Origin of the sequence: Streptomyces himalayensis subsp. himalayensis (assembly GCF_013778455.1) — a bacterium.
Classification (GTDB): domain Bacteria; phylum Actinomycetota; class Actinomycetes; order Streptomycetales; family Streptomycetaceae; genus Streptomyces; species Streptomyces himalayensis.
The window spans coordinates 43,725-64,439 of the sequence record NZ_JACEHE010000031.1; the positions used below are offsets into that span (position 1 = coordinate 43,725).

Annotated in this window: 20 protein-coding genes; 13 read left to right on the forward strand and 7 right to left on the reverse strand. The window is 70.6% G+C overall.

Annotated elements, in window-relative coordinates:
* The first annotated feature begins 58 nt into the window (after window positions 1–58).
* The 5 genes from H1D24_RS34070 (at window position 59) to H1D24_RS34090 (ending at window position 5,030) form a co-directional block, all read left to right on the forward strand.
* Window positions 59–691, forward strand: coding sequence for a TlpA family protein disulfide reductase (locus H1D24_RS34070; protein WP_181661587.1), 633 nt, complete (start codon window positions 59–61; stop codon window positions 689–691).
* The gene (locus H1D24_RS34075) at window positions 691–1,479 is read left to right on the forward strand and encodes a cytochrome c biogenesis CcdA family protein (protein ID WP_181661588.1); all 789 of its coding nucleotides are present in this window, start codon (window positions 691–693) and stop codon (window positions 1,477–1,479) included. The genes H1D24_RS34070 and H1D24_RS34075 overlap by 1 nt, the downstream gene beginning before the upstream one ends.
* A gap of 3 nt (window positions 1,480–1,482) precedes the next feature.
* Window positions 1,483–3,297: a cytochrome c biogenesis protein ResB gene (gene resB / locus H1D24_RS34080; protein WP_181661589.1), complete on the forward strand. Its 1,815-nt coding sequence runs from the start codon at window positions 1,483–1,485 to the stop codon at window positions 3,295–3,297.
* Window positions 3,294–4,376, forward strand: a complete 1,083-nt coding sequence (gene ccsB, locus H1D24_RS34085) for a c-type cytochrome biogenesis protein CcsB (protein ID WP_181661590.1) — start codon at window positions 3,294–3,296, stop codon at window positions 4,374–4,376. Before resB ends, ccsB begins: the two co-directional genes overlap by 4 nt.
* A 144-nt stretch (window positions 4,377–4,520) precedes the next feature.
* A complete protein-coding gene (locus tag H1D24_RS34090; protein ID WP_181661591.1) occupies window positions 4,521–5,030 on the forward strand; it encodes an SRPBCC domain-containing protein in 510 nt (169 codons plus the stop codon).
* A 48-nt stretch (window positions 5,031–5,078) separates the two neighbouring features.
* Here the strand turns inward: H1D24_RS34090 and H1D24_RS34095 are convergent, their stop codons facing one another.
* Window positions 5,079–6,080, reverse strand: coding sequence for an isopenicillin N synthase family dioxygenase (locus H1D24_RS34095; protein ID WP_181661592.1), 1,002 nt, complete (start codon window positions 6,078–6,080; stop codon window positions 5,079–5,081).
* Window positions 6,073–6,555, reverse strand: a complete 483-nt coding sequence (locus H1D24_RS34100) for a nucleoside deaminase (protein WP_258564531.1) — start codon at window positions 6,553–6,555, stop codon at window positions 6,073–6,075. Before H1D24_RS34100 ends, H1D24_RS34095 begins: the two co-directional genes overlap by 8 nt.
* 114 nt (window positions 6,556–6,669) lie before the next feature.
* Here H1D24_RS34100 and H1D24_RS43795 point away from each other — a divergent pair, with 114 nt between their 5' ends.
* Window positions 6,670–7,965, forward strand: a complete 1,296-nt coding sequence (locus H1D24_RS43795; protein ID WP_181661594.1) for a PucR family transcriptional regulator — start codon at window positions 6,670–6,672, stop codon at window positions 7,963–7,965.
* Window positions 7,966–8,086: 121 nt separating this feature from the next.
* On the opposite strand, the gene H1D24_RS34110 is transcribed toward H1D24_RS43795, so the two are convergent.
* Window positions 8,087–9,676: a glycosyltransferase family protein gene (locus tag H1D24_RS34110; RefSeq protein ID WP_181661595.1), complete on the reverse strand. Its 1,590-nt coding sequence runs from the start codon at window positions 9,674–9,676 to the stop codon at window positions 8,087–8,089.
* A gap of 341 nt (window positions 9,677–10,017) precedes the next feature.
* On the opposite strand from H1D24_RS34110, the gene H1D24_RS34115 reads away from it, so the two are divergent.
* Entirely contained in the window at window positions 10,018–10,851 is an 834-nt protein-coding gene (locus tag H1D24_RS34115) for a class I SAM-dependent methyltransferase (RefSeq protein WP_181661596.1), read from the forward strand.
* On the opposite strand, the gene H1D24_RS34120 is transcribed toward H1D24_RS34115, so the two are convergent.
* The gene (locus H1D24_RS34120; protein WP_181661597.1) at window positions 10,848–11,834 is read right to left on the reverse strand and encodes a quinone oxidoreductase family protein; all 987 of its coding nucleotides are present in this window, start codon (window positions 11,832–11,834) and stop codon (window positions 10,848–10,850) included. The genes H1D24_RS34115 and H1D24_RS34120 overlap by 4 nt on opposite strands.
* 139 nt (window positions 11,835–11,973) lie before the next feature.
* Here H1D24_RS34120 and H1D24_RS34125 point away from each other — a divergent pair, with 139 nt between their 5' ends.
* Complete coding sequence (locus H1D24_RS34125) at window positions 11,974–12,306, forward strand: ArsR/SmtB family transcription factor (protein WP_181661598.1); 333 nt, start codon at window positions 11,974–11,976, stop codon at window positions 12,304–12,306.
* An 82-nt stretch (window positions 12,307–12,388) separates the two neighbouring features.
* Here the strand turns inward: H1D24_RS34125 and H1D24_RS34130 are convergent, their stop codons facing one another.
* A complete protein-coding gene (locus H1D24_RS34130) occupies window positions 12,389–13,798 on the reverse strand; it encodes a purine-cytosine permease family protein (protein WP_181661599.1) in 1,410 nt (469 codons plus the stop codon).
* Window positions 13,799–14,031: 233 nt separating this feature from the next.
* Window positions 14,032–14,463, reverse strand: coding sequence for a PLD nuclease N-terminal domain-containing protein (locus H1D24_RS34135; RefSeq protein ID WP_181661600.1), 432 nt, complete (start codon window positions 14,461–14,463; stop codon window positions 14,032–14,034).
* Window positions 14,464–14,563: 100 nt separating this feature from the next.
* On the opposite strand from H1D24_RS34135, the gene H1D24_RS34140 reads away from it, so the two are divergent.
* A complete protein-coding gene (locus H1D24_RS34140) occupies window positions 14,564–16,015 on the forward strand; it encodes a menaquinone biosynthesis decarboxylase (RefSeq protein WP_181661601.1) in 1,452 nt (483 codons plus the stop codon).
* 79 nt (window positions 16,016–16,094) lie between these two features.
* Window positions 16,095–16,997 carry a menaquinone biosynthesis prenyltransferase MqnP gene (mqnP, locus tag H1D24_RS34145; RefSeq protein WP_181661602.1) on the forward strand — a complete coding sequence of 301 codons (903 nt, stop codon included), beginning with the start codon at window positions 16,095–16,097 and terminating at the stop codon, window positions 16,995–16,997.
* A 52-nt stretch (window positions 16,998–17,049) separates the two neighbouring features.
* Here mqnP and H1D24_RS34150 read toward each other — a convergent pair whose 3' ends face one another.
* Window positions 17,050–17,691, reverse strand: coding sequence for a rhomboid family intramembrane serine protease (locus tag H1D24_RS34150; RefSeq protein WP_181661603.1), 642 nt, complete (start codon window positions 17,689–17,691; stop codon window positions 17,050–17,052).
* A gap of 178 nt (window positions 17,692–17,869) precedes the next feature.
* Between H1D24_RS34150 and H1D24_RS43000 the strand changes: the two genes are divergently transcribed.
* The 3 genes from H1D24_RS43000 to mqnE all read left to right on the forward strand — a co-directional run bounded on the left by H1D24_RS43000 (window position 17,870) and on the right by mqnE (window position 20,633).
* Window positions 17,870–18,658: a UbiX family flavin prenyltransferase gene (locus H1D24_RS43000; protein ID WP_181661631.1), complete on the forward strand. Its 789-nt coding sequence runs from the start codon at window positions 17,870–17,872 to the stop codon at window positions 18,656–18,658.
* A gap of 238 nt (window positions 18,659–18,896) precedes the next feature.
* Entirely contained in the window at window positions 18,897–19,355 is a 459-nt protein-coding gene (locus H1D24_RS34160) for an Lrp/AsnC family transcriptional regulator (RefSeq protein ID WP_181661604.1), read from the forward strand.
* A gap of 114 nt (window positions 19,356–19,469) precedes the next feature.
* Complete coding sequence (gene mqnE, locus H1D24_RS34165; RefSeq protein ID WP_181661605.1) at window positions 19,470–20,633, forward strand: aminofutalosine synthase MqnE; 1,164 nt, start codon at window positions 19,470–19,472, stop codon at window positions 20,631–20,633.
* Window positions 20,634–20,715: the final 82 nt, after the last annotated feature.

The following is a 20,715-nucleotide window of genomic DNA, read 5'->3' on the forward strand; positions in this document are numbered from 1 at the left end:
TCTCCGCCCCCGAGGGGGGTGCGGGAGATCCCCGAATCAGGCATGCGAAACTTTTCACATGAGTGCCGCCAGCCGAGACCCCCAGCGCTCGAACCGCACCAGCCGTCGCGGCCGTGCCGCCCTGCTGACCGCCGTGGCCGCGGTCGCCGCCCTGACCCTGTCTGCGTGCGGCGAGTCGGGCGGCACCCGAGGCGGCTCCGGCAACACCAACTTCGTCACCGGCACCGACGGCATCGCCACCGTCGACAAGGGCGAGCGGAGCCCCGCCCCCAAGCTCGACGGCGAGACCCTCGAAGGGGACAAGCTCGATGTCTCCGACTACAAGGGCAAGGTCGTCGTCCTCAACGTCTGGGGCTCCTGGTGCCCTCCGTGCCGCGCCGAGGCGCCCGGCTTCGTGAAGGTCGCCAAGGACACCGAGGCGCAGGGCGTGCAGTTCGTCGGCATCAACACACGCGACACCAGCAAGAGTCCTGCGCTGGAGTTCGAGAAGAGCTACGGCGTGCCGTACCCGAGCCTGTACGACCCGACGGGCAAGCTGATGCTGCGCTTCCCCAAGGGCGCCCTCAACCCGCAGGCCATCCCCTCCACGGTCGTCATCGACCGGGAAGGGAACATCGCGGCCCGCTCGCTGTCGCCGCTCAGCGAGGAGAAACTCCGCAAGATGCTCGAGCCGCTGATCGCGGAGAAGTGATGGGCGTCACGACTCTCGCGGCCGGCACGGCTCTCGCCGCCGTCACCGAACCGAACCAGACGGTCCTCAACGGCGCCCTGTTGCTGGCCCTGCCGGTCGCCGTCCTCGGCGGACTCGTCTCCTTCTTCTCTCCGTGCGTACTGCCGCTGGTGCCCGGCTATCTGTCATACGTCACCGGGGTGAGCGGTACGGATCTGGCGGAGGCCCGGCGGGGCCGCATGGTTGCGGGGGCGAGCCTCTTCGTCCTCGGGTTCACCGCGGTGTTCGTCTCCAGTGGTGCCCTCTTCGGGTTCTTCGGCTCGACGCTTCAGGAGCACAAGGACGTCCTGTCCGATGTGCTCGGTGTGCTCATGATCCTCATGGGTGTCTTCTTCATGGGGCTGATGCCCTGGCTCACCCAGCGCGAGTTCCGCTTCCACATGAGGCCGACCACCGGGCTCGTGGGCGCGCCCTTCCTCGGTGCGCTCTTCGGGATCGGCTGGACACCCTGCATCGGCCCGACCCTCGCCTCCGTGAACAGCCTCGCGTTCGAGCAGGCGAGCGCGGGTCGTGGGGCCCTGCTGACGGTCGCGTACTGCATCGGCCTCGGCCTGCCCTTCGTACTCGCGGCCGTGGCCTTCCGTAAGGCGCTCGGCGCCTTCGGCTGGGTCAAGCGCCACTACGCATGGGTGATGCGGATCGGCGGCGGCATGATGATTGCGACCGGCCTGCTCCTGCTCACGGGCGCGTGGGACAGCCTCGTGCAAGAGATGCAGGTCTGGTCCGACAGCTTCACGGTGGGGATCTGATCCATGAGCAAGACCAGCCAGAAACAGAGCACTGACGTGGAGACCCACCAGGAGACGGACCCCGTCGGCGAGCGCGCCCGGGGCGCGGCGCCGGACGAGGGCGATCTCGACGAAGCCGGATCGCAGCTGTCCACCGCGCCCGTGGAGACGGTCGTGCCCGGCTCCTTCGGCGGGGTCCGTGCGCCCGGCGCCGCCGGATGGCTGGCCTGGGCCTGGCGGGAGACGGTCGGCTGGACCCGCTGGTTCTGGCGGCAGCTGACTTCCATGCGGGTCGCGCTGATCCTGCTGTTCCTGCTGTCGCTCGGCGCGATCCCGGGCTCGCTGATTCCGCAGACCGGCAGCGACGAACTCAAGGTCCAGGACTTCAAGGCCGCGCACACGACGCTCGGGCCGATCTACGAGAAGCTCGGGCTCTTCAACGTCTACAGCTCGGTGTGGTTCTCCGCGATCTACATCCTGCTGTTCGTCTCCCTCATCGGCTGCATCGTGCCGCGCACCTGGCAGTTCGTCGGCCAGCTGCGCGGCCGTCCGCCGGGCGCGCCCAGGCGCCTGACCCGGCTGCCCGCGTACGCGACCTGGCGCACCGAGGCCGAACCCGAGCAGGTCCGCGCGGCCGCGCTCGCCCTGCTCAAGAAGCGCCGCTTCCGCGCCCACACGGCCGGAGACGCGGTCGCCGCCGAGAAAGGCTTTCTACGCGAGGCCGGCAACCTGGTCTTCCATATCGCGCTGATCGTGATGCTGATCGCCTTCGCCACCGGACAGCTGTTCAAGTCCGAGGGCGGCAAGCTGATCCTCGAGGGCGACGGCTTCTCCAACACGCTCACCCAGTACGACGACTTCAAGTCCGGCAGCCTCTTCAACAGCGACGACCTCGCACCGTTCAGCTTCCAGCTCGACGACTTCGTGGGGACGTTCGAGCGCACCGGGCCGAACAAGGGCACCGCCCGCACCTTCCGCGCGGACGTCACCTACAGCGAGGGTGCCGACGGCAAGGAGAAGAAGACCTCGATCGAGGTGAACAAGCCCCTCGAGATCGACGGTTCGAAGGTCTACCTCATCGGCCACGGCTACGCCCCCGTCGTCACCGTCCGCGACGGCCGCGGCAAGGTCGTCTTCCAGCAGGCCGTTCCGCTCCTGCCGATCGACGCCAACATCACCTCGACCGGCGCCATCAAGGTCCTCGACGGCTACGCCGACAAGAACGGCAAGAAGGAGCAGCTCGGCTTCAACGCCTTCTTCGTGCCGACCTTCGCGGGCGCCGGCCACGGCGAGATGCTCTCCCAGTTCCCGGAGCTCGACTTCCCCGTGCTCGCGCTGTCCGCGTACCACGGCAGCCTCGGCGTCGACTCCGGCATCCCGCAGAACGTGTACCAGCTGGACACCTCCAAGATGAAGGAGTTCAAGGACGCCGACGGCGAGCTGCTGAAGAAGCGGCTGCTGCCCGGCGAGACCATGAAGCTCCCCGACGGCGCCGGCTCGATCACCTTCGAGAAGGACGTCAAGCAGTGGGCCACCTTCCAGATCTCCCAGCAGCCCGGCGACGGCTGGGCGCTCGGCGGAGCCATCGCCGCCATCGCGGGCCTGGCCGGTTCGCTGTTCATCCAGCGCCGCCGGGTGTGGGTCCGCGCCACCACCGGTAACGACGGAATCACCGTCGTCGAGATGGCGGGCCTCGGCCGCAGCGAGTCCGCGAAGCTCCCCGAGGAACTGGGCGACCTCGCCGCGGTCCTGTACGACAAGACGCCGCCCGCACCCGACACGGGCGAACCCACCCCCGACCCCCAAGCCGTACCTGCCGAAGGGGCTGAGAAGCAGTGACTCTCGCCGCCGCAACAAACGAGAATCTCGCGGAGATCAGCAACGTGCTGATCTACTCCGCGATGGCCGTCTACACCCTGGCCTTCTTCGCGCACATCGCCGAGTGGATCTTCGGCAGCCGCAGCAAGGTCAGCCGCACGGCCGCCGCGCTGACCGACAAGGGCACCGCCGGTCGGCAGGCGCCCGCGGTGACGGTCAAGTCCAAGGGCGGCACCGCCGTCCTGGAGCGCCCCCAGGTCGTCACCCGCTCCGCGTCCGGCACCCGCGACGTGCCGGACGGCCCCGGCGCGCACGGCGGCGACGAAAAGGGCGACCTCTACGGCCGGATCGCCGTGTCCCTCACGGTCCTCGCGTTCCTCGTCGAGGCGAGCGGTGTGCTCACCCGCGCGTGGTCGGTGCAGCGGGCGCCGTGGGGCAACATGTACGAGTTCAACATCACCTTCTCCACGGTCGCCGTCGGCGTGTACGTCACGCTGCTGGCGCTGAAGAAGAACGTCCGCTGGCTGGGCCTGCCGCTGGTCACCACGGTCCTGCTGGACCTCGGCCTCGCCGTCACGGTCCTCTACACCGCCAGCGACCAGCTCGTCCCGGCCCTCCACTCGTACTGGCTGTGGATCCACGTCTCCACCGCGATCCTCTGCGGCGCGGTCTTCTACGTGGGCGCGGTAGGCACGCTGCTGTACCTGTTCCGCGACTCGTACGAGAACAAGCTCGCGAACGGCGGGCAGCCCGGCCGCTTCGCGACCTCCGTCCTGGAGCGCCTCCCGGCCGCCGCGACGCTCGACAAGTTCTCCTACCGCGTCAACGCCGCCGTCTTCCCGCTGTGGACGTTCACGATCATCGCGGGCGCCATCTGGGCGGGCGACGCCTGGGGCCGCTACTGGGGCTGGGACCCCAAGGAGACCTGGTCGTTCATCACCTGGGTCGCGTACGCCTGCTACCTGCACGCCCGCGCGACCGCAGGCTGGAAGGGCCGCAAGGCCGCCTACCTGGCCCTGATCGCCTTCGGCTGCTGGCTGTTCAACTACTACGGCGTGAACATCTTCGTCAGCGGCAAGCATTCGTACGCGGGCGTCTGACCTGTCGTTCGACCGAGGCCGGTTCCCTTGTGACGTGAGTCATGGGAGCCGGCCTTCGTCGTGCGGCGGGCCGCTGCCCGTAAGGAGCCGGTGGTGGCATGGGCAAGGGGTGCAGGCGCCGCCTTCGCGGGCCACGCTGGTGTCATGGACGAAACCATCGAGCACGGCACCAGCCGGACCGCGGGCGACACCCATACGCTCCACTTCCTGCTGCACCTCGCCCACCCTGTGGAGGAGGTCTGGACGGCGGTGGCCACAGCCGAGGGGCTGCGCGGATGGCTGGCCGCCGCCGATGTGCTCGAGCCGCGGCTCGGCGGCGCGGTCACGCTGCGCTGGCTCACCACAGGCGAGGGTGAGGCGATCGTCGCCACGGGCCGGATCACCGCGTGGGACGTGGAACGGGTCGCCGAGTACACGATGACGTCGTTCCACGGCCGAATCCGCTTCCACCTGGAACCGGCGCGTCCTGCCGGCACCACGCTCCGCTTCACCAACGAGCTCCAGGGCGACGACGAGCTGCGCCTCGACTGCCTGGCCGCCTGGCACCAACACTTCGAATACCTGCTCGACGCGCTCGACGACCGGCCCGTGTACTGGTCGGCCTGGACGCCGGACCGGTGGCAGGAGCTGCGAGGCGCGTACGCCGAGCGGTAGCGCCACGCAGAGGTGGCACTCCGAAGTGGTACTTCTCGCCGTCAGCCGTCAGCCGACCGTGATCGCGTCCAGTTGCGCACGCAGATAGACGTGCGAGTCCACCGGCTCGTACGCGACCCGGCCCACGGGCGCGGGAACGGACTCCACCAGCGTGCCCGGCGTGCACTCGCCGAAGTACACGAGGGACATCAGCTCCTCGGCGGGAGCGTCCGCCGGCGGGGGCAGCACGCGATGGCGGCCCGAGCGCCAGCGGTCGCCGGTCCAACGGGCCATGAGGTCACCGATGTTGATGGTGAAGGCCTCCGGGTCGTACGGCGCGTCCTCCCAGCCGCCCTCGTCCGTGAACACCTGGAGACCGCCCTTGCCGGCCTGCCGGTCGAGGATCGTGACCGTGCCGAAGTCGGTGTGCGGGCCGATGCGGAACTGGCCTTCCTGTGGAGCCCCGACGACCTCCGTGCCCGGATACCAGTTGATGTTGAAGCCGTACGTCGGGTGATCCATGTGCCGCGTGAAGAAGCCGGATTCGAGTCCGAGGGCCTCGCCGAGCAGGGAGAGGAGCTGGTTCTCCAGCTCGCCCATCCGCGCCAGGTACTCCTCGCACAGCATCTGGAGTTCCGGCACCTCCGCCGGCCACACGTTGGGGGCGTACCACTCCGCGTTGATCTCGGGGTCCTCGAAGGGCTCGTGCGTCGCGAAGGTCAGGGACTCCTTCAGGTCGGGCGGGGTCTCCGTACCCTCCGAGTAGCCGTTGGCCTCCGCGCCAGGCCCGAGCCAGCCTCGGCCGCCGACCTTCGCCGAGTACGGCTCCTTGACGGACGCAGGCAGGGCGAAGAACTCGCGGGCGGCCGCCCGGATCCGCGCCCGCAGCGACGGGTCCACGCCGTGTCCGGTCACCAGCAGGAACCCGGCGGTCTGCAGGGCCTCGTCGACGGTGCGGGCGATCTCCGCCCGGGCCTCCGGGTCGCCGGTGAGCCAGGGCCGGAGATCGATGGTGGGGATACGGGGCTTGGGCTGCCGTCCAGCCGACTGCTCGGTCAAAGCCTCAGTCATCGCCGATGTCCTCGTTCCACAGAGCGGGGTTGTTCTTGATGAAGTCGTGCATCAGGGCGATGCACTCGGGGTCGTCGAGCTGCACGATCTCCACGCCGTGCTGAGCCAGCCAGTCGTGCCCGCCCTGGAAGGTCTCGGACTCGCCGATGACGACCCGCGAGATCCCGAACTGCCGGACCAGACCGCTGCAGTACCAGCAGGGGGACAGGGTCGTCACCATCGTCGTACCGCGGTAGGTCCGCTGCCGCCCGGCGTTGCGGAACGCCGCCGTCTCCGCGTGCATCGACGGGTCGCCGTCCTGGACGCGGCGGTTGTGGCCGCGGCCGAGCAGCCGCCCGTCGGCGCCGTACAGCGCCGCGCCGATGGGGATACCGCCCTCCGCAAGACCGGCCCGCGCCTCGGCGACGGCCGTGGCGAGCCACTGCCGCGCCTGCTCGAGACCGTCCGTGGGATCACCGGGCCTCATGGCTTCCATGCGCTCCATGCCTCCACTCTCCTGTGGCCGAAACACCAGGGCAACGTGCGGAAAGTACTCTCCGGGCAGCCCGCAGCCGGACGAACTGTCAGCGGCCAGCCCCAGGAGGTCCTCGTGCCCGCACTCACGCTCCGCGAGATCCTCGCCCTCGACGCCATCCGCGACACCGAGCCGCAGCTGGTCGCGGGCGAGGGAGCGCTGGACCGGCCGGTGCGCTGGGTGCACTCCAGCGAGGTGTACGAGGGCGCCAACTTCCTCGACGGCGGCGAACTGCTGCTCACCAACGGCTTCGGCCTGACCGACGCGGACGAGGCGACCCGGCGGCGCTACGTCCGTGAACTCGCCGCCCGCGGCGCCGCCGGCCTCGCCGTCGAGGTCGGCCGGTCGCTGCCGCGGATGCCGGACGAGGTCGCCGACGAGGCCCGGTCGGTCGGGCTGCCGCTGCTGGCGCTGCGGCGCGTCGTCCCGTTCGTACGGCTCACCGAGGCCGCGAACCGCGCGATCGTCACGCGCGGGCTTTCGGGCCGTTCCGTACGGCCCTGGGGCGCCGACCACACGGCGGCGCTGCTGGCCGACCTCGCGGACGGGCAGGCGCTCAACCAGCCGGAGGTCGAGGCACGGGCCGCTCTCGCGGACTTCCATCCCGCGCCGGGCGCCCGGTTGGTCGGGGTGTCCGTGCACGGGCCGGGGCACCTGGCCCTGGCCGCCGTCGACCGGGCGGCCCGCGTCCTCGGCGGGGCCGGGGCGCTGCGGGCCGCGTTCCCCGGCGACGTACTGGCGCTGCTCGCGCTGCCCGCCGCGGCCGGGGGGCCGGGCGCGGGGACGCGACCGGGGAGCGCGCGGGATCCGGTACGCGCGGTGCAGGACGCGTTCCACGCGGCCGCCGAGCCTGGGGTGACCGTCGCGGTCGGGCACGCGGTGGCGGCGGGCGCCGGGTGGCTGCGCTGGAGCGAGACGCTGCGGGCCGCTCGTACGGCGCTGGAGCTGGCGCTCACCGTGCCGGCGGCCGAACCCGAAGACGGACAGGGCCCCTTGGTGACGTCGTCCCGCGCGCTCGCCCTCGAACGGGAGCTCACCCGCGGCGGTGTCGACGCCAACCGCGACCGCCTCGCCCGCCTGGTCCAGCACACCCTCGGCCCCCTCTTCGAATGGGAGGCCGCCCACCCCAGCGACCTGGTCCGCACCCTGGAGGTCCACCTCCGCCACGGCTGCTCCCCGACCCGCACGGCCGCCCTCCTGCACATCGGCCGCCAGTCCCTCTACCAGCGCCTGGAGCGCATCGAGTCCCTACTGGGCCTGGAGGTCGACGACCCGGACCTGCTGGGGGAACTGCTGGCGGCGACGTGCGCGCATCGGGTGGTACGGGGGGTTCGGGCGGCGGCTGCGGGAGGGCTGCGGACGGTGGCGTGAGGATCGCTCTGTTGTGGGCAGGCGTTCCGCAGGGCTGGGGGCACCTCCCAGCGGTAGCTGGGGGAGGGTGGGCACAACCCACGACGCAGGGCGCCTCAGGGTTCTAGGGCAACGCCCGGTGTTAAGGAGTCGCCGCAGGCGACAAGTAGGCCCGGTAGTGGGACATCCGACCAAGGTCCGGTAGCGGGTGCGGGCGCCACCCGCGGGCGTACGAGGGCGCGTCCTGGTCCCCGGAGACCAGAACAGCGACCGGCTCGTGCACCCCCACGGCGGCAAGCTCAGCCGCCGTGATGCTGGCGTCGTGCCCGCCGACCTGGCGGGATGCACACCCCGTGCGGAAGGCGACGCGAATCGCCTCGGTCCCGCTGACCGTGCACGGCGGCCGCACACCCTGCGCCCGCAGATCGGCCGCGACACGGGCGTAGTCGGCGGTGTCGGCGCGTACGCGGCCGGCGACGCCCTCGAGCACGCGGTACTGGATCGCCAGGTGCACGGCAACGGCGCCGGCGACAAGGGTCAGGACGGCCGGCCGCCACCCCCGCCGGATCCGGCTGAGGCGGACAAGGCCGCACGCCACGCAGAAGCGGACCAGGCCGTACGCCACGGGCAGGGCCAGCAGCGAGTACGCCGGCAGCAGGAAACGCGGGGCCGCATAGCCGACGGTGAACAGATAGGGCGCGGCCAGCGCAGACCCGACCACCGTCGCCAGGACGACCGCGGCGCGGTGGCGGGTGCGGGCCGCCGCCCAGACGCCGCCCGCGACCAGCAGCGGCAGCGCCAAGAACCAGAGGGCGGTGACCGGATGCTTCCACGGCACGTCGCAGGGGCGGCACAGGGTGCGCCCGCCCAGCGCGCGTACGTGATCGTCGACCGCGAAGTACCAGCCCAGACGGCCCTGGATCTCGCTGGCGCGCTCCAGCCTCGCGAACAGACCGCCGTACCGGACGTACGCCTCGATGACCCACTCCGCGCACCCCAGAGCCAGGCCGGCGGCGAGGACGGCGAGCAGCAGAAGCCAGAGGCGCGGACGGATCCGGTGCCTGCGCATGAGCAGGGCCGCCCCGGCGAGCGGCAGGACCAGCCACACCGCGTCCGTCGGGCGCATCAGCGCGGCCAGCGCCACCCCGGCGCCCAGTCCGGCCAGGGCCCAGCGGTCGCCGGGGTCCCTGACCGCGCGGAGAAAGCAGCCGGTCGCGGCGAGGACGCCGTACGCGACCCAGAGATTCGGCATCACCTGCGGGCCGTAGAACAGCGTCACCCACAGGCTCGCGAACAGCGCCCCGGCGACCGCGAGCACCGGCGCGGGCAGCAGCCGCCGCCACACCCACAGCGCCGCGAACAGCCCTGCGCCGGACAGCAGGGCCGGGTACACGCGGAGCGCCCCGGTGGAGGTGGTCAGGGCCGCGACGGGGGCGACGAGGAACGTGATGCCCCGCGCGCGGGGCGCGCTGAAGAACGCCGCCGGGGCCTGGTGGCTGACCTGACTGACGTACACGGTCTCGTCCCAGCCGAGCCCCAGACCGGGCACCACCAGGACGAGCTGGGCGAGCGTGAAGGCGGCGGCGACGGCCGCCAGCCAGGGAAGCGGATGGGCGATCGTCCCGGTGGTCCGAAGCGCCCTGCGACGCGCTCTCCGTCCGCGCGCCCCTTCACGGGCCTCGCGCGGCACGCCACGGTCCCGCGAGCCGGAGATCAAGCGTGATTGCTGCATGGCCTGGTCTCCTCGCTCGACAGTGCGGAGGGCGGTCTCGGTCGGGTCGGCGATCCAAGGCCTGGTGATCGCAGCCCGGTGATCCCGTCGTGACCCCTCCACGCTGCGGGTGGCCGCCGCCGTCCACCACGTCGACGCGCCACTCGGTCGAAGGACTCTCCCGAACGGCCGAGCCCACGGCCGCCCACGGCTCCCCGGGGCACGGAACGGCAGGCCGAGGCCGTGCCGAACGGTGCCGCGCGACGCGCTGCGGCCGAACGGGTGACGCGGAAATGGGACGGGCGCAGGGAGCGTCGCTAGCATCCGCGAAGGGGCAGTCCACGAATGGCACGGAGGCCGTCATGCAGAAAACATCCGCTTTGCGCCTGCGGACGAATCGTGCACGACTCGGACACAAGGCGCGTTACGCGCTGCAGCACCCGGAGCGCGTGGTGCCGTATCTGCGACGGGCGGGCCGGGACGGCTGGCTGCGGTTCAAGCACCGCGGCAGCCACATCGCGTACTACCGCGCCGTGATGGCGTCGGACACCGCGAGGAGCCCGGAGGCGGCGGTCGGCGGCGCCCCCTCGCACGACCGCTGGCTGGCCGTCGGTCAGCTGCAGTACGACTACCTGGTGCAGCACGGGCTGAAGCCCGAGGACCGGATGCTGGAGATCGGGTGCGGCAACCTGCGCGCCGGATGGCGGTTCATCCAGTACCTGGAGCCCGGCCACTACTACGGCATCGACATCTCGCCCGACATCCTCATCGAGGCCAAGAAGACGCTGGTCCGCTACGGCCTCCAGGAGAAGGTGCCGCACCTGACGCCCGTCGACAACCTCAAGCTGGACTTCCTCCCCGACGCGTCCTTCACGGTCGTGCACGCGCACAGCGTGTTCTCGCACTCGCCGCTGGAGGTCATCGACGAGTGCCTGTCGCACGTCGGACGGGTCCTGGCGCCCGGCGGCTTCTTCGACTTCACCTTCGACCGCACCGAGGGCAACGAACACCAGGTGCTGCGCGAGGACTTCTACTACCGCACGGACACGCTGATCCGGCTGGCCGAGAAGCACGGTCTCGTCGCCCGCTTCATGGACGACTGGGAGAGCACATGGCACCCCCAGTCGAAGCTGAGGGTCACTCACCCGACGCCCGACCCGGCCGCGGAGCGGCCTGCGGACGTCGCGCGGGCCTAGCGGATCCGGTCCGCCACCCGGAGCAGCAGCTTCCCGGTGCTGGTGCGGGAGCCCATCAGGCGGTGGGCTTCCGCGGCCTCGGACAGCGGGAACTCCTCGGTCACGGGCACGGTGACGGTCCCGTCGACCACCGTGCCGAACGCGCGCTCGGCGACCTCCCGCAGTACGCCCGGGGCCGTCCGGGCCAGCATGAGGATCGAGAACCCGGCGACCGAGCGCCCGCCGGGGTAGAGCTCCGGCTGACCCACCTGCCAGGGCTCCGCCGAACTCGCGTTGCCGAAGGACACCAGGCGCCCGAAGACGGCCAGCGCCTCCAGGCTCCGGCGGAACGTCTCCCCGCCGACCGGGTCCAGCGCGAGATCGACGCCCCGCCCGCCCGTGGCGGCCCGTACCTCGTCCGCCCATCTGTCGCCGACGAACACCTCGTCGTATCCGTGCTTGAGCGCGTACTCGGCCTTCGCGGCACCCGAGACCACGCCGTACACGGCCCCCGCACCGGCCGCCTTCGCCAACTGCCCGGCCACCGTGCCCATTCCGCCCGCCGCACCCTGCACGAGCACCGTCTCGCCCGCGCGCAGCCGGCCCACCTCGTGGAGCAGGGCGTGCGCGGTCGGCAGCACGGTGGGGAGGGTGGCACCCGTACGCAGGTCAACGCCCTCCGGCAGCGCGAAGACAGTGGTGGCGTCGGCGACTGCCACCTCCGCGTACGCACCGCCGTCAGCCAGCGCGGCCACCTCCTGGCCGACCACGAGCCCCGTGACGTCCGCCCCGACGGCACGGACCCGCCCGGACACCTCCAGCCCGGGCGTGAACGGGAGCGACGGCACCCGATACCCCTCGGCACGCGCCTTGAGATCGGCGAAGTTCACCCCCGCGTACGCCACGTCGATGCTCACCTGCCCGGGCCCCGGCTCGGGCACCTCGGCCTCCACCACCTTCAGGACCTCGGGACCGCCGTACTCCTGGATCCGGACAGCACGCATGACAGACACCCCTCGACCAGCACTCGAGTGTTCAATGAAAAGCGAACGCTCGGGACTGTATGGTTCTCATCGAACACTTCGCAAGCGCGCCGCTCCGCGGCGGTGCGACTTCCGCGGCAGGGAGAGGGAACCGAGAGGCATGGCAGACCGCACGAGCCACCGCGCCGCGCCCGTCCACTCCCACCCCGACGAGGTATCGATCCTGACCGCGCTCACAGCGCTGGCGGATCCCGTACGCATCCAGCTCGTACGAGAGCTCGCGGGCTCCGCGGAATGGACACGGGCCTGCGGCAGCTTCGACGTACCCGTCGGCAAGGCGGCACTCAGCCACCACTTCGGCGTCCTGCGCGCGGCCGGCCTCGTGGAACAGCGCGACGAGGGCCCCAAACGCGTCAACCGCCTGCGACGGGAGGAGTTCGACGCACGCTTTCCGGGGCTGCTGGACCTGGTGCTACGTGAGGACGCGTGTTGAACGCCGCGGCAGGTGACGCGGACGCCGCCGTTGCATGCAACGGCGGCTGCCTCGACGTGGGTTCCGGCGGCGGTGCCGGTGTTCACACGCCGTCGTGCGACGCCTTCCTGGCCGCCCGCCGCAGCACCGCGTACAGCCCCGCGCTCACCGCGAACCCCACCAGGCACGTCACATCGCCGACGGACGGCCACTGCTCCGGCACCCACCCCACGTACTTCTCCTGATTCGAGAAGAGGGGGACGGACACGATGATGCCCGCGAACAGCGAGGCGATCCCCGGCCAGTTGGTGTAGACCCGTTCGGTGAGGCGGGCCGACAGTTCCTCATCCGTGGCGGCGCGGGACTGCAGCCACCGCTCCACCAGTACGACGCCCAGCCAGGGTCCCACCCAGTACGCGATGACCAGCAGGAACGCCTCGTACGCATGCCCCGCGTCGGCCAGCGACGCCCACGCCGCCGCCGTACCCGCGAGACCGCACAGCACGACGATCGCGCTGCGGCCGAGCCACTTCGGCAGGTTCAGGCCCAGCGAGGTGATGGACATGGCGGAGGAGTAGACGTTGAGCGCGTTCGCGGAGATGGCGCCCAGGATGATCGCGAGCAGTACCAGGTTGCTGAGCCAGGACGGAAGATGGCCGGTGAAGGCGGCCGTCGGTGTCGCACCCTCCGGGGCCACGATCGTCGCCGACGCCGCGCCGATCAGGGAGACGACCGAGACGGAGACGAACAGGCCGAGCGCCGGGTACAGCGCCACCTTCCAGCGGGTCGCGGTCGGCGGCAGATAGCGGGAGTAGTCCGCCGCGCCGGGGTTCCAGCCCGCCGCGTACCCCCACGCCGCGCTGAACGCGAGCAGGAAGCCGCCGGTCCCGCCGCCCGCGCCGGGCGCCCCCAGGTCCGCCTCGCGGAACGTCCAGACACCCGCCAGCAGGAAGACCACCGCCAGTACGGGCAGCGCGTAACGCTCAAAGGCGTGCACGAAGTTGTGGCCGATGAAGCCGATGACGATCTCCGCGACCACCACGAGCAGCAGTGACGGCAACGGCCGCAGGCCGGTGAGCGTGTTGAGCGCGAAGGCCGCGCTGACGCTGTTGACCGCGAACCAGCCGACGCCCGCGACAAGGGCGTTGACGCCGGACGGCAGGGCGTTGCCCTTGAAGCCGAAGGAGAACCGGCCGACCGCCATCTGCGGCACCCCGAACCGGGGCCCGTCCAGGCTCAGCACCCCGTGTGTGACCGCACCGAGCGCCGTGCCGAGCAGCAGCGCCGCCGACGCCTGCCAGAAGTTCAGGCCGAAGAAGAGAACCGAGATGACGCCGATGTACACCGTCGCGAACTCGATGTTCGGCGAGGCCCACGTCCACAGCAGCCCGCGCGGGGTGCCGTGCCGTTCGGCAAGCGGAATGGGCTCGGAGCCCGCCGTCTCCACGGCGATGACCTTGTCGCCGTACTCTGCGGCGACTGGTGCGGGCGTACTGGTGGGAGCGGTCGTCATGCCCCGTAAGTGTCCGCGTCCCCGGCCGCCCGGCCCAGGGGCGCATTGTCCGCATCGGGAGCCGCGGCGGCGTACAGCTTGTACGCCGCAGCCGTGTGAACTCCTGTACGCCGCCCATGACCTGCGAAGGCCGGACCTGCGAAGGCGGGGCCTGCGAAGGTCACGGGCAGCCGCGCCTCCGCGTCACGACTGGAGTCGGGGGGCCACGTCACGACTCGCGCCGCGGCTTCGCCTCACGACTCGTCGTCGGACTTGCGGCCTTCGGACTCCGGATTCTCCGTCTTGGGGGCATCGCCCTCGCGCCGCTTGAGTTCCTCCTCGCGGCGGCGCAGATCGGCCTCCCAGTCCTTCAGGAGCGACTCGTCTTTTTTGTTCTCTTCCTTGATGGACTTGAGGAACTCCGGGTTGTCGTCCGGTGCGACCCATTCCGTGCGGTGGCTGCGGTGCCACTCGGACGGTGTGGAACCGCCGACGGGCCCCTTGCGGGCCTTGCCCGCGACGAGCCAGGCGACCGGGCCGATCAGCACCTCGCCGAAGAGCAGCACGATGATGACCCACACCACCTTCGGCAGATGCCTGACCTCATTCTCAGGGGTGTTCAGGCAGTCGATGAAGGCGTAGATCCACAGCGCCAGCACCAGCAGGAAGGGCAGATACCTGAGCATGGTCGTGCGATCCCCCAGCAGACGTCGGACGTGAGTGCGGCAGCGGGGAGCACGGCCCCGGTGACGGGGCCAGGGTAGCCGGTGTCCGATACTGGACGGCATGGCTTACGACGATCTTCGCTCCCTGCTCCGGGCGCTGGAGCGCGAGGGCGACCTCAAGCGCATCAAGGCCGAGGTCGATCCGTATCTGGAGGTCGGGGAGATCGTCGACCGGGTCCAGAAGTCCGGCGGCCCCGCGCTCCTCTTCGAGAACGTGCGCGGCTCCGCGATGCCGCTCGCGATGAACGTCTTCGGTACGGACCGCAGGCTGCTGAAGGCCCTCGGCCTGAAGTCGTACGGGGACATCTCCGAGAAGATCGGCGGACTGCTCAAGCCGGAGCTGCCGCACGGGTTCGTGGGGGTGCGCGAGGCCTTCGGGAAGCTCGGCGCCATGACCCACGTACCGCCGAAGAAGGTCAAGGACGCGCCGGTCCAGGAGGTCGTCCTGCGCGGCGACGACGTGGACCTCGACCAGCTCCCCGCCCTGTTCACCTGGCCCAAGGACGGCGGCTCCTTCTTCAACCTCGGCCTGACGCACACCAAGCACCCCGAGACCGGGCTCAGGAACCTCGGGCTCTACCGCCTCCAGCGCCACGACAAGCGCACCATCGGCATGCACTGGCAGATCCACAAGGACAGCCGCAACCACTACCAGGTGGCCGCGCGGCGCGGTGAACGCCTGCCGGTCGCCATCGCGTTCGGCTGCCCGCCCTCGGTGACGTACGCCGCCACGGCACCGCTGCCCGGTGACATCGACGAGTACCTCTTCGCCGGTTTCGTCCAGGGCAAGCGGATCGAGATGGTCGACTGCAAGACGGTGCCGCTGCAGGTCCCCGCGCAGGCCGAGGTCGTACTGGAGGGCTGGCTCGAGCCCGGCGAGATGCTCCCCGAAGGACCCTTCGGCGACCACACCGGCTTCTACACACCGCAGGAGCCGTTCCCCGCACTGACCATCGACTGCGTCACGATGCGAAAGCGCCCGCTGCTCCAGTCGATCGTGGTCGGCCGGCCGCCCACGGAGGACGGCCCGCTCGGCCGCGCCACGGAGCGTTTCTTCCTGCCCCTGCTGAAGATCATCATCCCGGACATCGTGGACTACCACCTGCCGGAGGCGGGCGGCTTCCACAACTGCGCCATCGTCGCGATCGACAAGAAGTACCCCAAGCACGCCCAGAAGGTGATGCACGCGATCTGGGGCGCGCACATGATGTCCCTGACCAAACTCATCGTGGTCGTCGACTCCGACTGCGACGTCCACGATCTGCACGAGGTGGCGTGGCGCGCACTCGGCAACACCGACTACGCCCGCGACCTCACCGTCGTCGAAGGCCCGGTCGACCACCTCGACCACGCCTCGTACCAGCAGTTCTGGGGCGGCAAGGCGGGCATCGACGCGACGAAGAAATGGCCCGAGGAGGGCTACACCCGGGACGGCGGCTGGCCGGACATGGTGGAGTCCGACCAGGAGACGGCTGCGAAGGTCGACCGCCGGTGGAAGGAGTATGGACTGTGAGGTCCGAGGCAGCGCAGGGATACGACAGCGCGGAGCCGGGACACCCCCGCTGCGCCGATGGTGAGCCGGGGTACGCCCTGTGAGCAGTGCATCCGCCGCGATCCCGCAGCCGGGCAGGACCAAGGCGTTCCTGCGCCTCGTCATGATCGAGCACTCGGTCTTCGCACTCCCCTTCGCCTACATCGCATCCCTCACCGCGATGTTCCAGCTCGACGGCACCATCCACTGGGGGCGCCTGCTCCTGGTCACCGTCGCCATGGTCGGCCTGCGCACCTTCGCGATGGCCGCCAACCGGATCATCGACCGCGAGATCGACGCCCGTAACCCGCGCACCGCGCATCGCGAACTGGTCACCGGCGCCGTGTCGGTGAAGTCAGCGTGGACCGGCGCGCTGATCGCGCTGGTGTTCTTCCTGGGCGCGGCCGCCCTGCTGAACCCGCTGTGCCTGGCGCTCGCGCCGATCGCCGTCATCCCGATGGTGGTCTATCCGTACGGCAAGCGGTTCACGAACTTCCCGCAGGCCATCCTCGGACTCGCCCAGGCCATGGGCCCGGTCGGCGCCTGGATCGCGGTCACGGGGGAGTGGTCCTGGGACGCGGTGATCCTCGGCCTCGCGGTGGGCATCTGGATCGGCGGCTTCGACCTGATCTACGCCTGCCAGGACGTCGAGACGGACCGGGAGATCGGCGTGATGTCGGTTCCCGCCCGCTTCGGCATCCCGGCCGCCATCTGGGGCGCGCGCGGCTGCCACCTCGTCACCACGGCGCTGTTCGTCTGGTACGCCCTGGCCACGGACGGCGGTGCCTTCCTCTGGCTCGGCCTGGTGATCGTCGCGGGTGCCTTCCTCTACGAGCACACCATCGTCCGCCCGCACGACCTGTCCCGCCTGAACCGCGCGTTCTTCAGCGTCAACGGGTTCATCGGCATCGCCCTGTTCGTCTGCGCGCTGCTGGACCTGCTGGTGCGGGGTCTGACGGTGTGAGGCCGGGCGGGCCGTCGCTGTGCGCCCGGGGCTGTGCGGTGCGAGCTCGGCCTTACGGTGTGAGGCGGCCGAGGCCCGCCTGTTCCGGGCGCTGCACCGCACGCGGGCGGCGGAACACGAACGCCGCGACGACGCCGCCCAGCAGGCCGAAGAAGTGGCCCTGCCAGCTCACACCCGTCGCCGTCGGCAGTACGCCCCACAGGATCGAGCCGTAGACCGCGGCGACCAGCAGGCCTATGAGGATGTCGCGGATGCGGCGGTCCACGAAGCCCCGTACCAGCAGATAGCCGAAGAGGCCGAACACGACGCCCGAGGCGCCCGCGGTCGTCGAGTACGGCGGGGCCGTCAGCCACACGCCCAGGCCGCTGGCCACGATGATCAGGGCGGTGACGCCGACGAAGCGACGTATGCCCGAGAGCGCGGCGAGGAAGCCGAGCACCAGCAGCGGCACGCTGTTGGCAGCGACGTGGTCGAAGCCGAAGTGCAGGAACGCGGCGGGCACGATGTCGCGCACCTCGCCGACGTAGCGCGGGGTGATGCCGAAGGTGTCCAGGGCGTGGCCAGTCGCCACATCGACGATCTCCAGCAGCCACAGCAGCGCCACCCAGCCCAGCATCAGGGCCCCCGCGGCCTTGGCGCGGCCGCGCCGGGGAGGCACCGGCACCTGGGCCGGCTGTGTGAATCCGTACGACATCGGCGTCCCCCTCCTCTGCCCTGCACAACGCACGGCACCGCCGTCAGGGTTCCGCCCGGCCGCCCCACTCGGTTTGTGAGGCGCCGGATAGGCTCGGTGCGTGAGTTCCCGTCAGGATGGCCGGAAAGAACAGGCCGAGAGCGCGGTGAGCGCCCAGCGGCGGCCGTGGATCGTCGGAGTGTCCGGCGCGTCCGGTACGCCGTACGCCGCCGCCGTGCTGCGCGCGCTGCTCGCGGCGGGCGAGAGCGTGGACCTGGTGGTGTCGCGGGCGTCGCGGCTGACGCTGCTGGACGAGACCGGCATCGCGTTCCGGGATGCGCACTGGCGGGACGACCTGCGGGAGTGGCTGGCGCGCGGGGCCGACGGGAAGCCGTATGCCTTTCCGCCGGGATCGGCGGGCGGCCCCGGTTCGGATGACGGGCCGGGCTCCGACGGCGGACCGGTTTCGGGTGGCGGCCCGGGTTCGGACGGCGGGCCGGTTTCGGGTGGCCGCCCGGGTTCGGACGGCGGACCGCGTTCGGCCGGTGGGCCCGCCCCTGGTCTCGGCGATGTGCGGTACTGGGCCGCCGGGGATCTCGCGGCCGGCCCGTCCTCGGGGTCGTATCCGGCGAAGGGCATGCTCATCGTGCCCGCGTCCACGGCGTGCGTGGCCGGCGTCGCGCTGGGTCTGTCGAAGGACCTGCTGCAGCGTGCGGCGAGCGTGACGCTCAAGGAAGGCCGCAGGCTGGTCGTCGCGGTGCGGGAGACGCCGCTGAACGGCCAGACGCTGAAGCATCTGGTGACGCTCGACGACGCGGGCGCGATCGTGCTGCCCGCCTCACCGGCGTTCTACGCCGGGGCGACGCACATCCAGGATCTGGTGGACTTCGTCGCGGGTCGGGTGCTGGACGCGGCGGGGGTGCCGCACCGGCTGTACCGCCGCTGGGAGGGGGAGCTCGGGGGAGGTGCCCGGGACACGGGGGTCTAGCGGGAGGGGTCTTGCGGACTGTCCTGGCAGGTCGGGGACTTGCTGTCGGGCGGTTCGTCTTCGTGTCCGGTGCCTTGAGGGGCCCTGACAGGTCCTGCAAGATCACCTTTGACCAACAGGGATACACACCGGCATCTCAAGGAGATGTGGAAAAAGGTTCACAGGGTGTCTGCCCTGCGGGCCTTAGATTTTGCACATAAACTTGCGGGACTGCTGAATAATGAAAGGCTTCGGACCTATGGACGCCGTGGATAGGCAGCTCATCCAGGCCCTGCGGGAGAACGGCAGGGCTTCCTACGCCGAGCTGGGGCGGCTCGTCGGGCTCTCCGGCCCGAGTGTCACCGACCGCATCAACCGCCTCGAAGCCGCGGGCGTCATCACCGGCTACCGTGCGACCGTCGACTCCGCCTCCCTCGGTCTGGGCGTGACGGCCCTCATCGGCATCTCGCTCTCCGACGCCGCCGACCACGAGGACGTGGCGCGCCGGCTGAAGGACCTTCCCGAGATCGAGGACTGCTGGTTCATCGCCGGCGACGACTCCTTCATGCTCAAGGTCCGGGCGTCCGACGTGGACGGCCTGGAGAAGACCATCCGCCGGCTGAGCGGCACCAAGGGCGTCTCCCGTACGCGTACCACCATCGTGCTCTCCACGAAGTGGGAGAACCGGGTGGGAGAGCTGCCGGGCGAAGAGGCCTGAGGCGCGGCGCAACGGGCGGTCCACCTGCCCGAAGGACGGGGAAGCGCGGGGGAGTACGGTGGGGCACTGGTTGATTTCGGACTGACACGCTGACATATGGGAGGCGGCCGGAGCATGGACGTTGGGCTCAAGCGCGAGCTGGAGGAGAAGGTCAGGGCCGGTGAGCGGCTGACCCGCGAGGACGGCATCGCGCTGTACGAGTCGGACGACCTGGCCTGGCTCGGTGGTCTCGCTCACGAGGTGCGCACCCGCAAGAACGGTGACGTCGTGCACTTCAACGTCAACCGCCACCTCAACATGACGAACGTGTGCACCGCTTCGTGCGCCTACTGCTCGTTCCAGCGCAAGCCGGGCGAGAAGGACGCGTACACGATGCGTATCGAGGAGGCGGTCAAGCTCGCCAAGGCGATGGAGTCGGAGAACCTCACCGAGCTGCACATCGTCAACGGCCTGCATCCGAACCTCCCCTGGCGGTACTACCCGCGCTCGCTCAGCGAGCTGAAGAAGGCCCTGCCGAACGTCTCCCTGAAGGCCTTCACGGCGACGGAGATCCACCACTTCGAGACGATCTCCGGGCTGTCCGCCTCCGAGATCCTCGACGAGCTGATCGACGCCGGTCTGGAGTCGCTGACCGGTGGCGGCGCGGAGATCTTCGACTGGGAGGTCCGCCAGCACATCGTCGACCACCGCACCCACTGGGAGGACTGGTCGCGCATCCACCGCCTCGCGCACGAGAAGGGTCTGAAGACCCCGTGCACGATGCTGTACGGGCACATCGAGGAGCCGCGCCACCGCGTCGACCACGTCCTGCGGCTGCGTGAGCTGCAGGACGAGACCGGCGGCTTCCAGGTGTTCATCCCGCTGCGCTACCAGCACGACTTCGTCGACATGAAGGACGGCAAGGTCCGCAACCGCCTTCAGGCCCGTACGACGATGGCGACCGGTGCCGAGGCGCTGAAGACCTTCGCGGTCTCGCGCCTCCTCTTCGACAACGTCCCGCACGTCAAGGTCTTCTGGGTCATGCACGGCGTCCAGACCGCGCAGCTCGCGCTCCAGCACGGCGCCGACGACATGGACGGCTCGGTCGTCGAGTACAAGATCACGCACGACGCGGACAACTACGGCACGCCGAACAAGCTGACGCGGGAGGATCTGCTGGATCTGATCCGCGATGCGGGGTTCCGGCCGGTGGAGCGGAACACGCGGTACGAGATCATTCGAGAGTACGACGGGCCGGATCCGGCGCGGCGGGAGTCGCCGCAGCCGATGCGGGTCTGAGGCGGGGCGCTGCTGCGGCCCGCCGCGTCGGCCCCCGGCTGTGGGCAGGCGTTCCTCCCCCAGTGCCTTAAGGGCCTGGGAG

Excerpts from the sequence above, each read along its gene's own strand:
- mqnE (WP_181661605.1), top strand. The coding sequence starts at position 19,470 with ATGGACGTTGGGCTCAAGCGCGAGCTGGAGGAGAAGGTCAGGGCCGGT.
- H1D24_RS34160 (WP_181661604.1), top strand. The coding sequence starts at position 18,897 with ATGGACGCCGTGGATAGGCAGCTCATCCAGGCCCTGCGGGAGAACGGC.
- H1D24_RS34150 (WP_181661603.1), bottom strand. The coding sequence starts at position 17,691 with ATGTCGTACGGATTCACACAGCCGGCCCAGGTGCCGGTGCCTCCCCGG.
- H1D24_RS34120 (WP_181661597.1), bottom strand. The coding sequence starts at position 11,834 with ATGCGTGCTGTCCGGATCCAGGAGTACGGCGGTCCCGAGGTCCTGAAG.
- H1D24_RS34095 (WP_181661592.1), bottom strand. The coding sequence starts at position 6,080 with ATGACTGAGGCTTTGACCGAGCAGTCGGCTGGACGGCAGCCCAAGCCC.
- H1D24_RS34110 (WP_181661595.1), bottom strand. The coding sequence starts at position 9,676 with ATGCAGCAATCACGCTTGATCTCCGGCTCGCGGGACCGTGGCGTGCCG.
- H1D24_RS34130 (WP_181661599.1), bottom strand. The coding sequence starts at position 13,798 with ATGACGACCGCTCCCACCAGTACGCCCGCACCAGTCGCCGCAGAGTAC.
- H1D24_RS34090 (WP_181661591.1), top strand. The coding sequence starts at position 4,521 with ATGGACGAAACCATCGAGCACGGCACCAGCCGGACCGCGGGCGACACC.
- H1D24_RS34115 (WP_181661596.1), top strand. The coding sequence starts at position 10,018 with ATGCAGAAAACATCCGCTTTGCGCCTGCGGACGAATCGTGCACGACTC.
- H1D24_RS34075 (WP_181661588.1), top strand. The coding sequence starts at position 691 with ATGGGCGTCACGACTCTCGCGGCCGGCACGGCTCTCGCCGCCGTCACC.
- H1D24_RS34100 (WP_258564531.1), bottom strand. The coding sequence starts at position 6,555 with ATGGAAGCCATGAGGCCCGGTGATCCCACGGACGGTCTCGAGCAGGCG.
- H1D24_RS34140 (WP_181661601.1), top strand. The coding sequence starts at position 14,564 with ATGGCTTACGACGATCTTCGCTCCCTGCTCCGGGCGCTGGAGCGCGAG.
- H1D24_RS34070 (WP_181661587.1), top strand. The coding sequence starts at position 59 with ATGAGTGCCGCCAGCCGAGACCCCCAGCGCTCGAACCGCACCAGCCGT.
- resB (WP_181661589.1), top strand. The coding sequence starts at position 1,483 with ATGAGCAAGACCAGCCAGAAACAGAGCACTGACGTGGAGACCCACCAG.
- H1D24_RS34135 (WP_181661600.1), bottom strand. The coding sequence starts at position 14,463 with ATGCTCAGGTATCTGCCCTTCCTGCTGGTGCTGGCGCTGTGGATCTAC.
- H1D24_RS34125 (WP_181661598.1), top strand. The coding sequence starts at position 11,974 with ATGGCAGACCGCACGAGCCACCGCGCCGCGCCCGTCCACTCCCACCCC.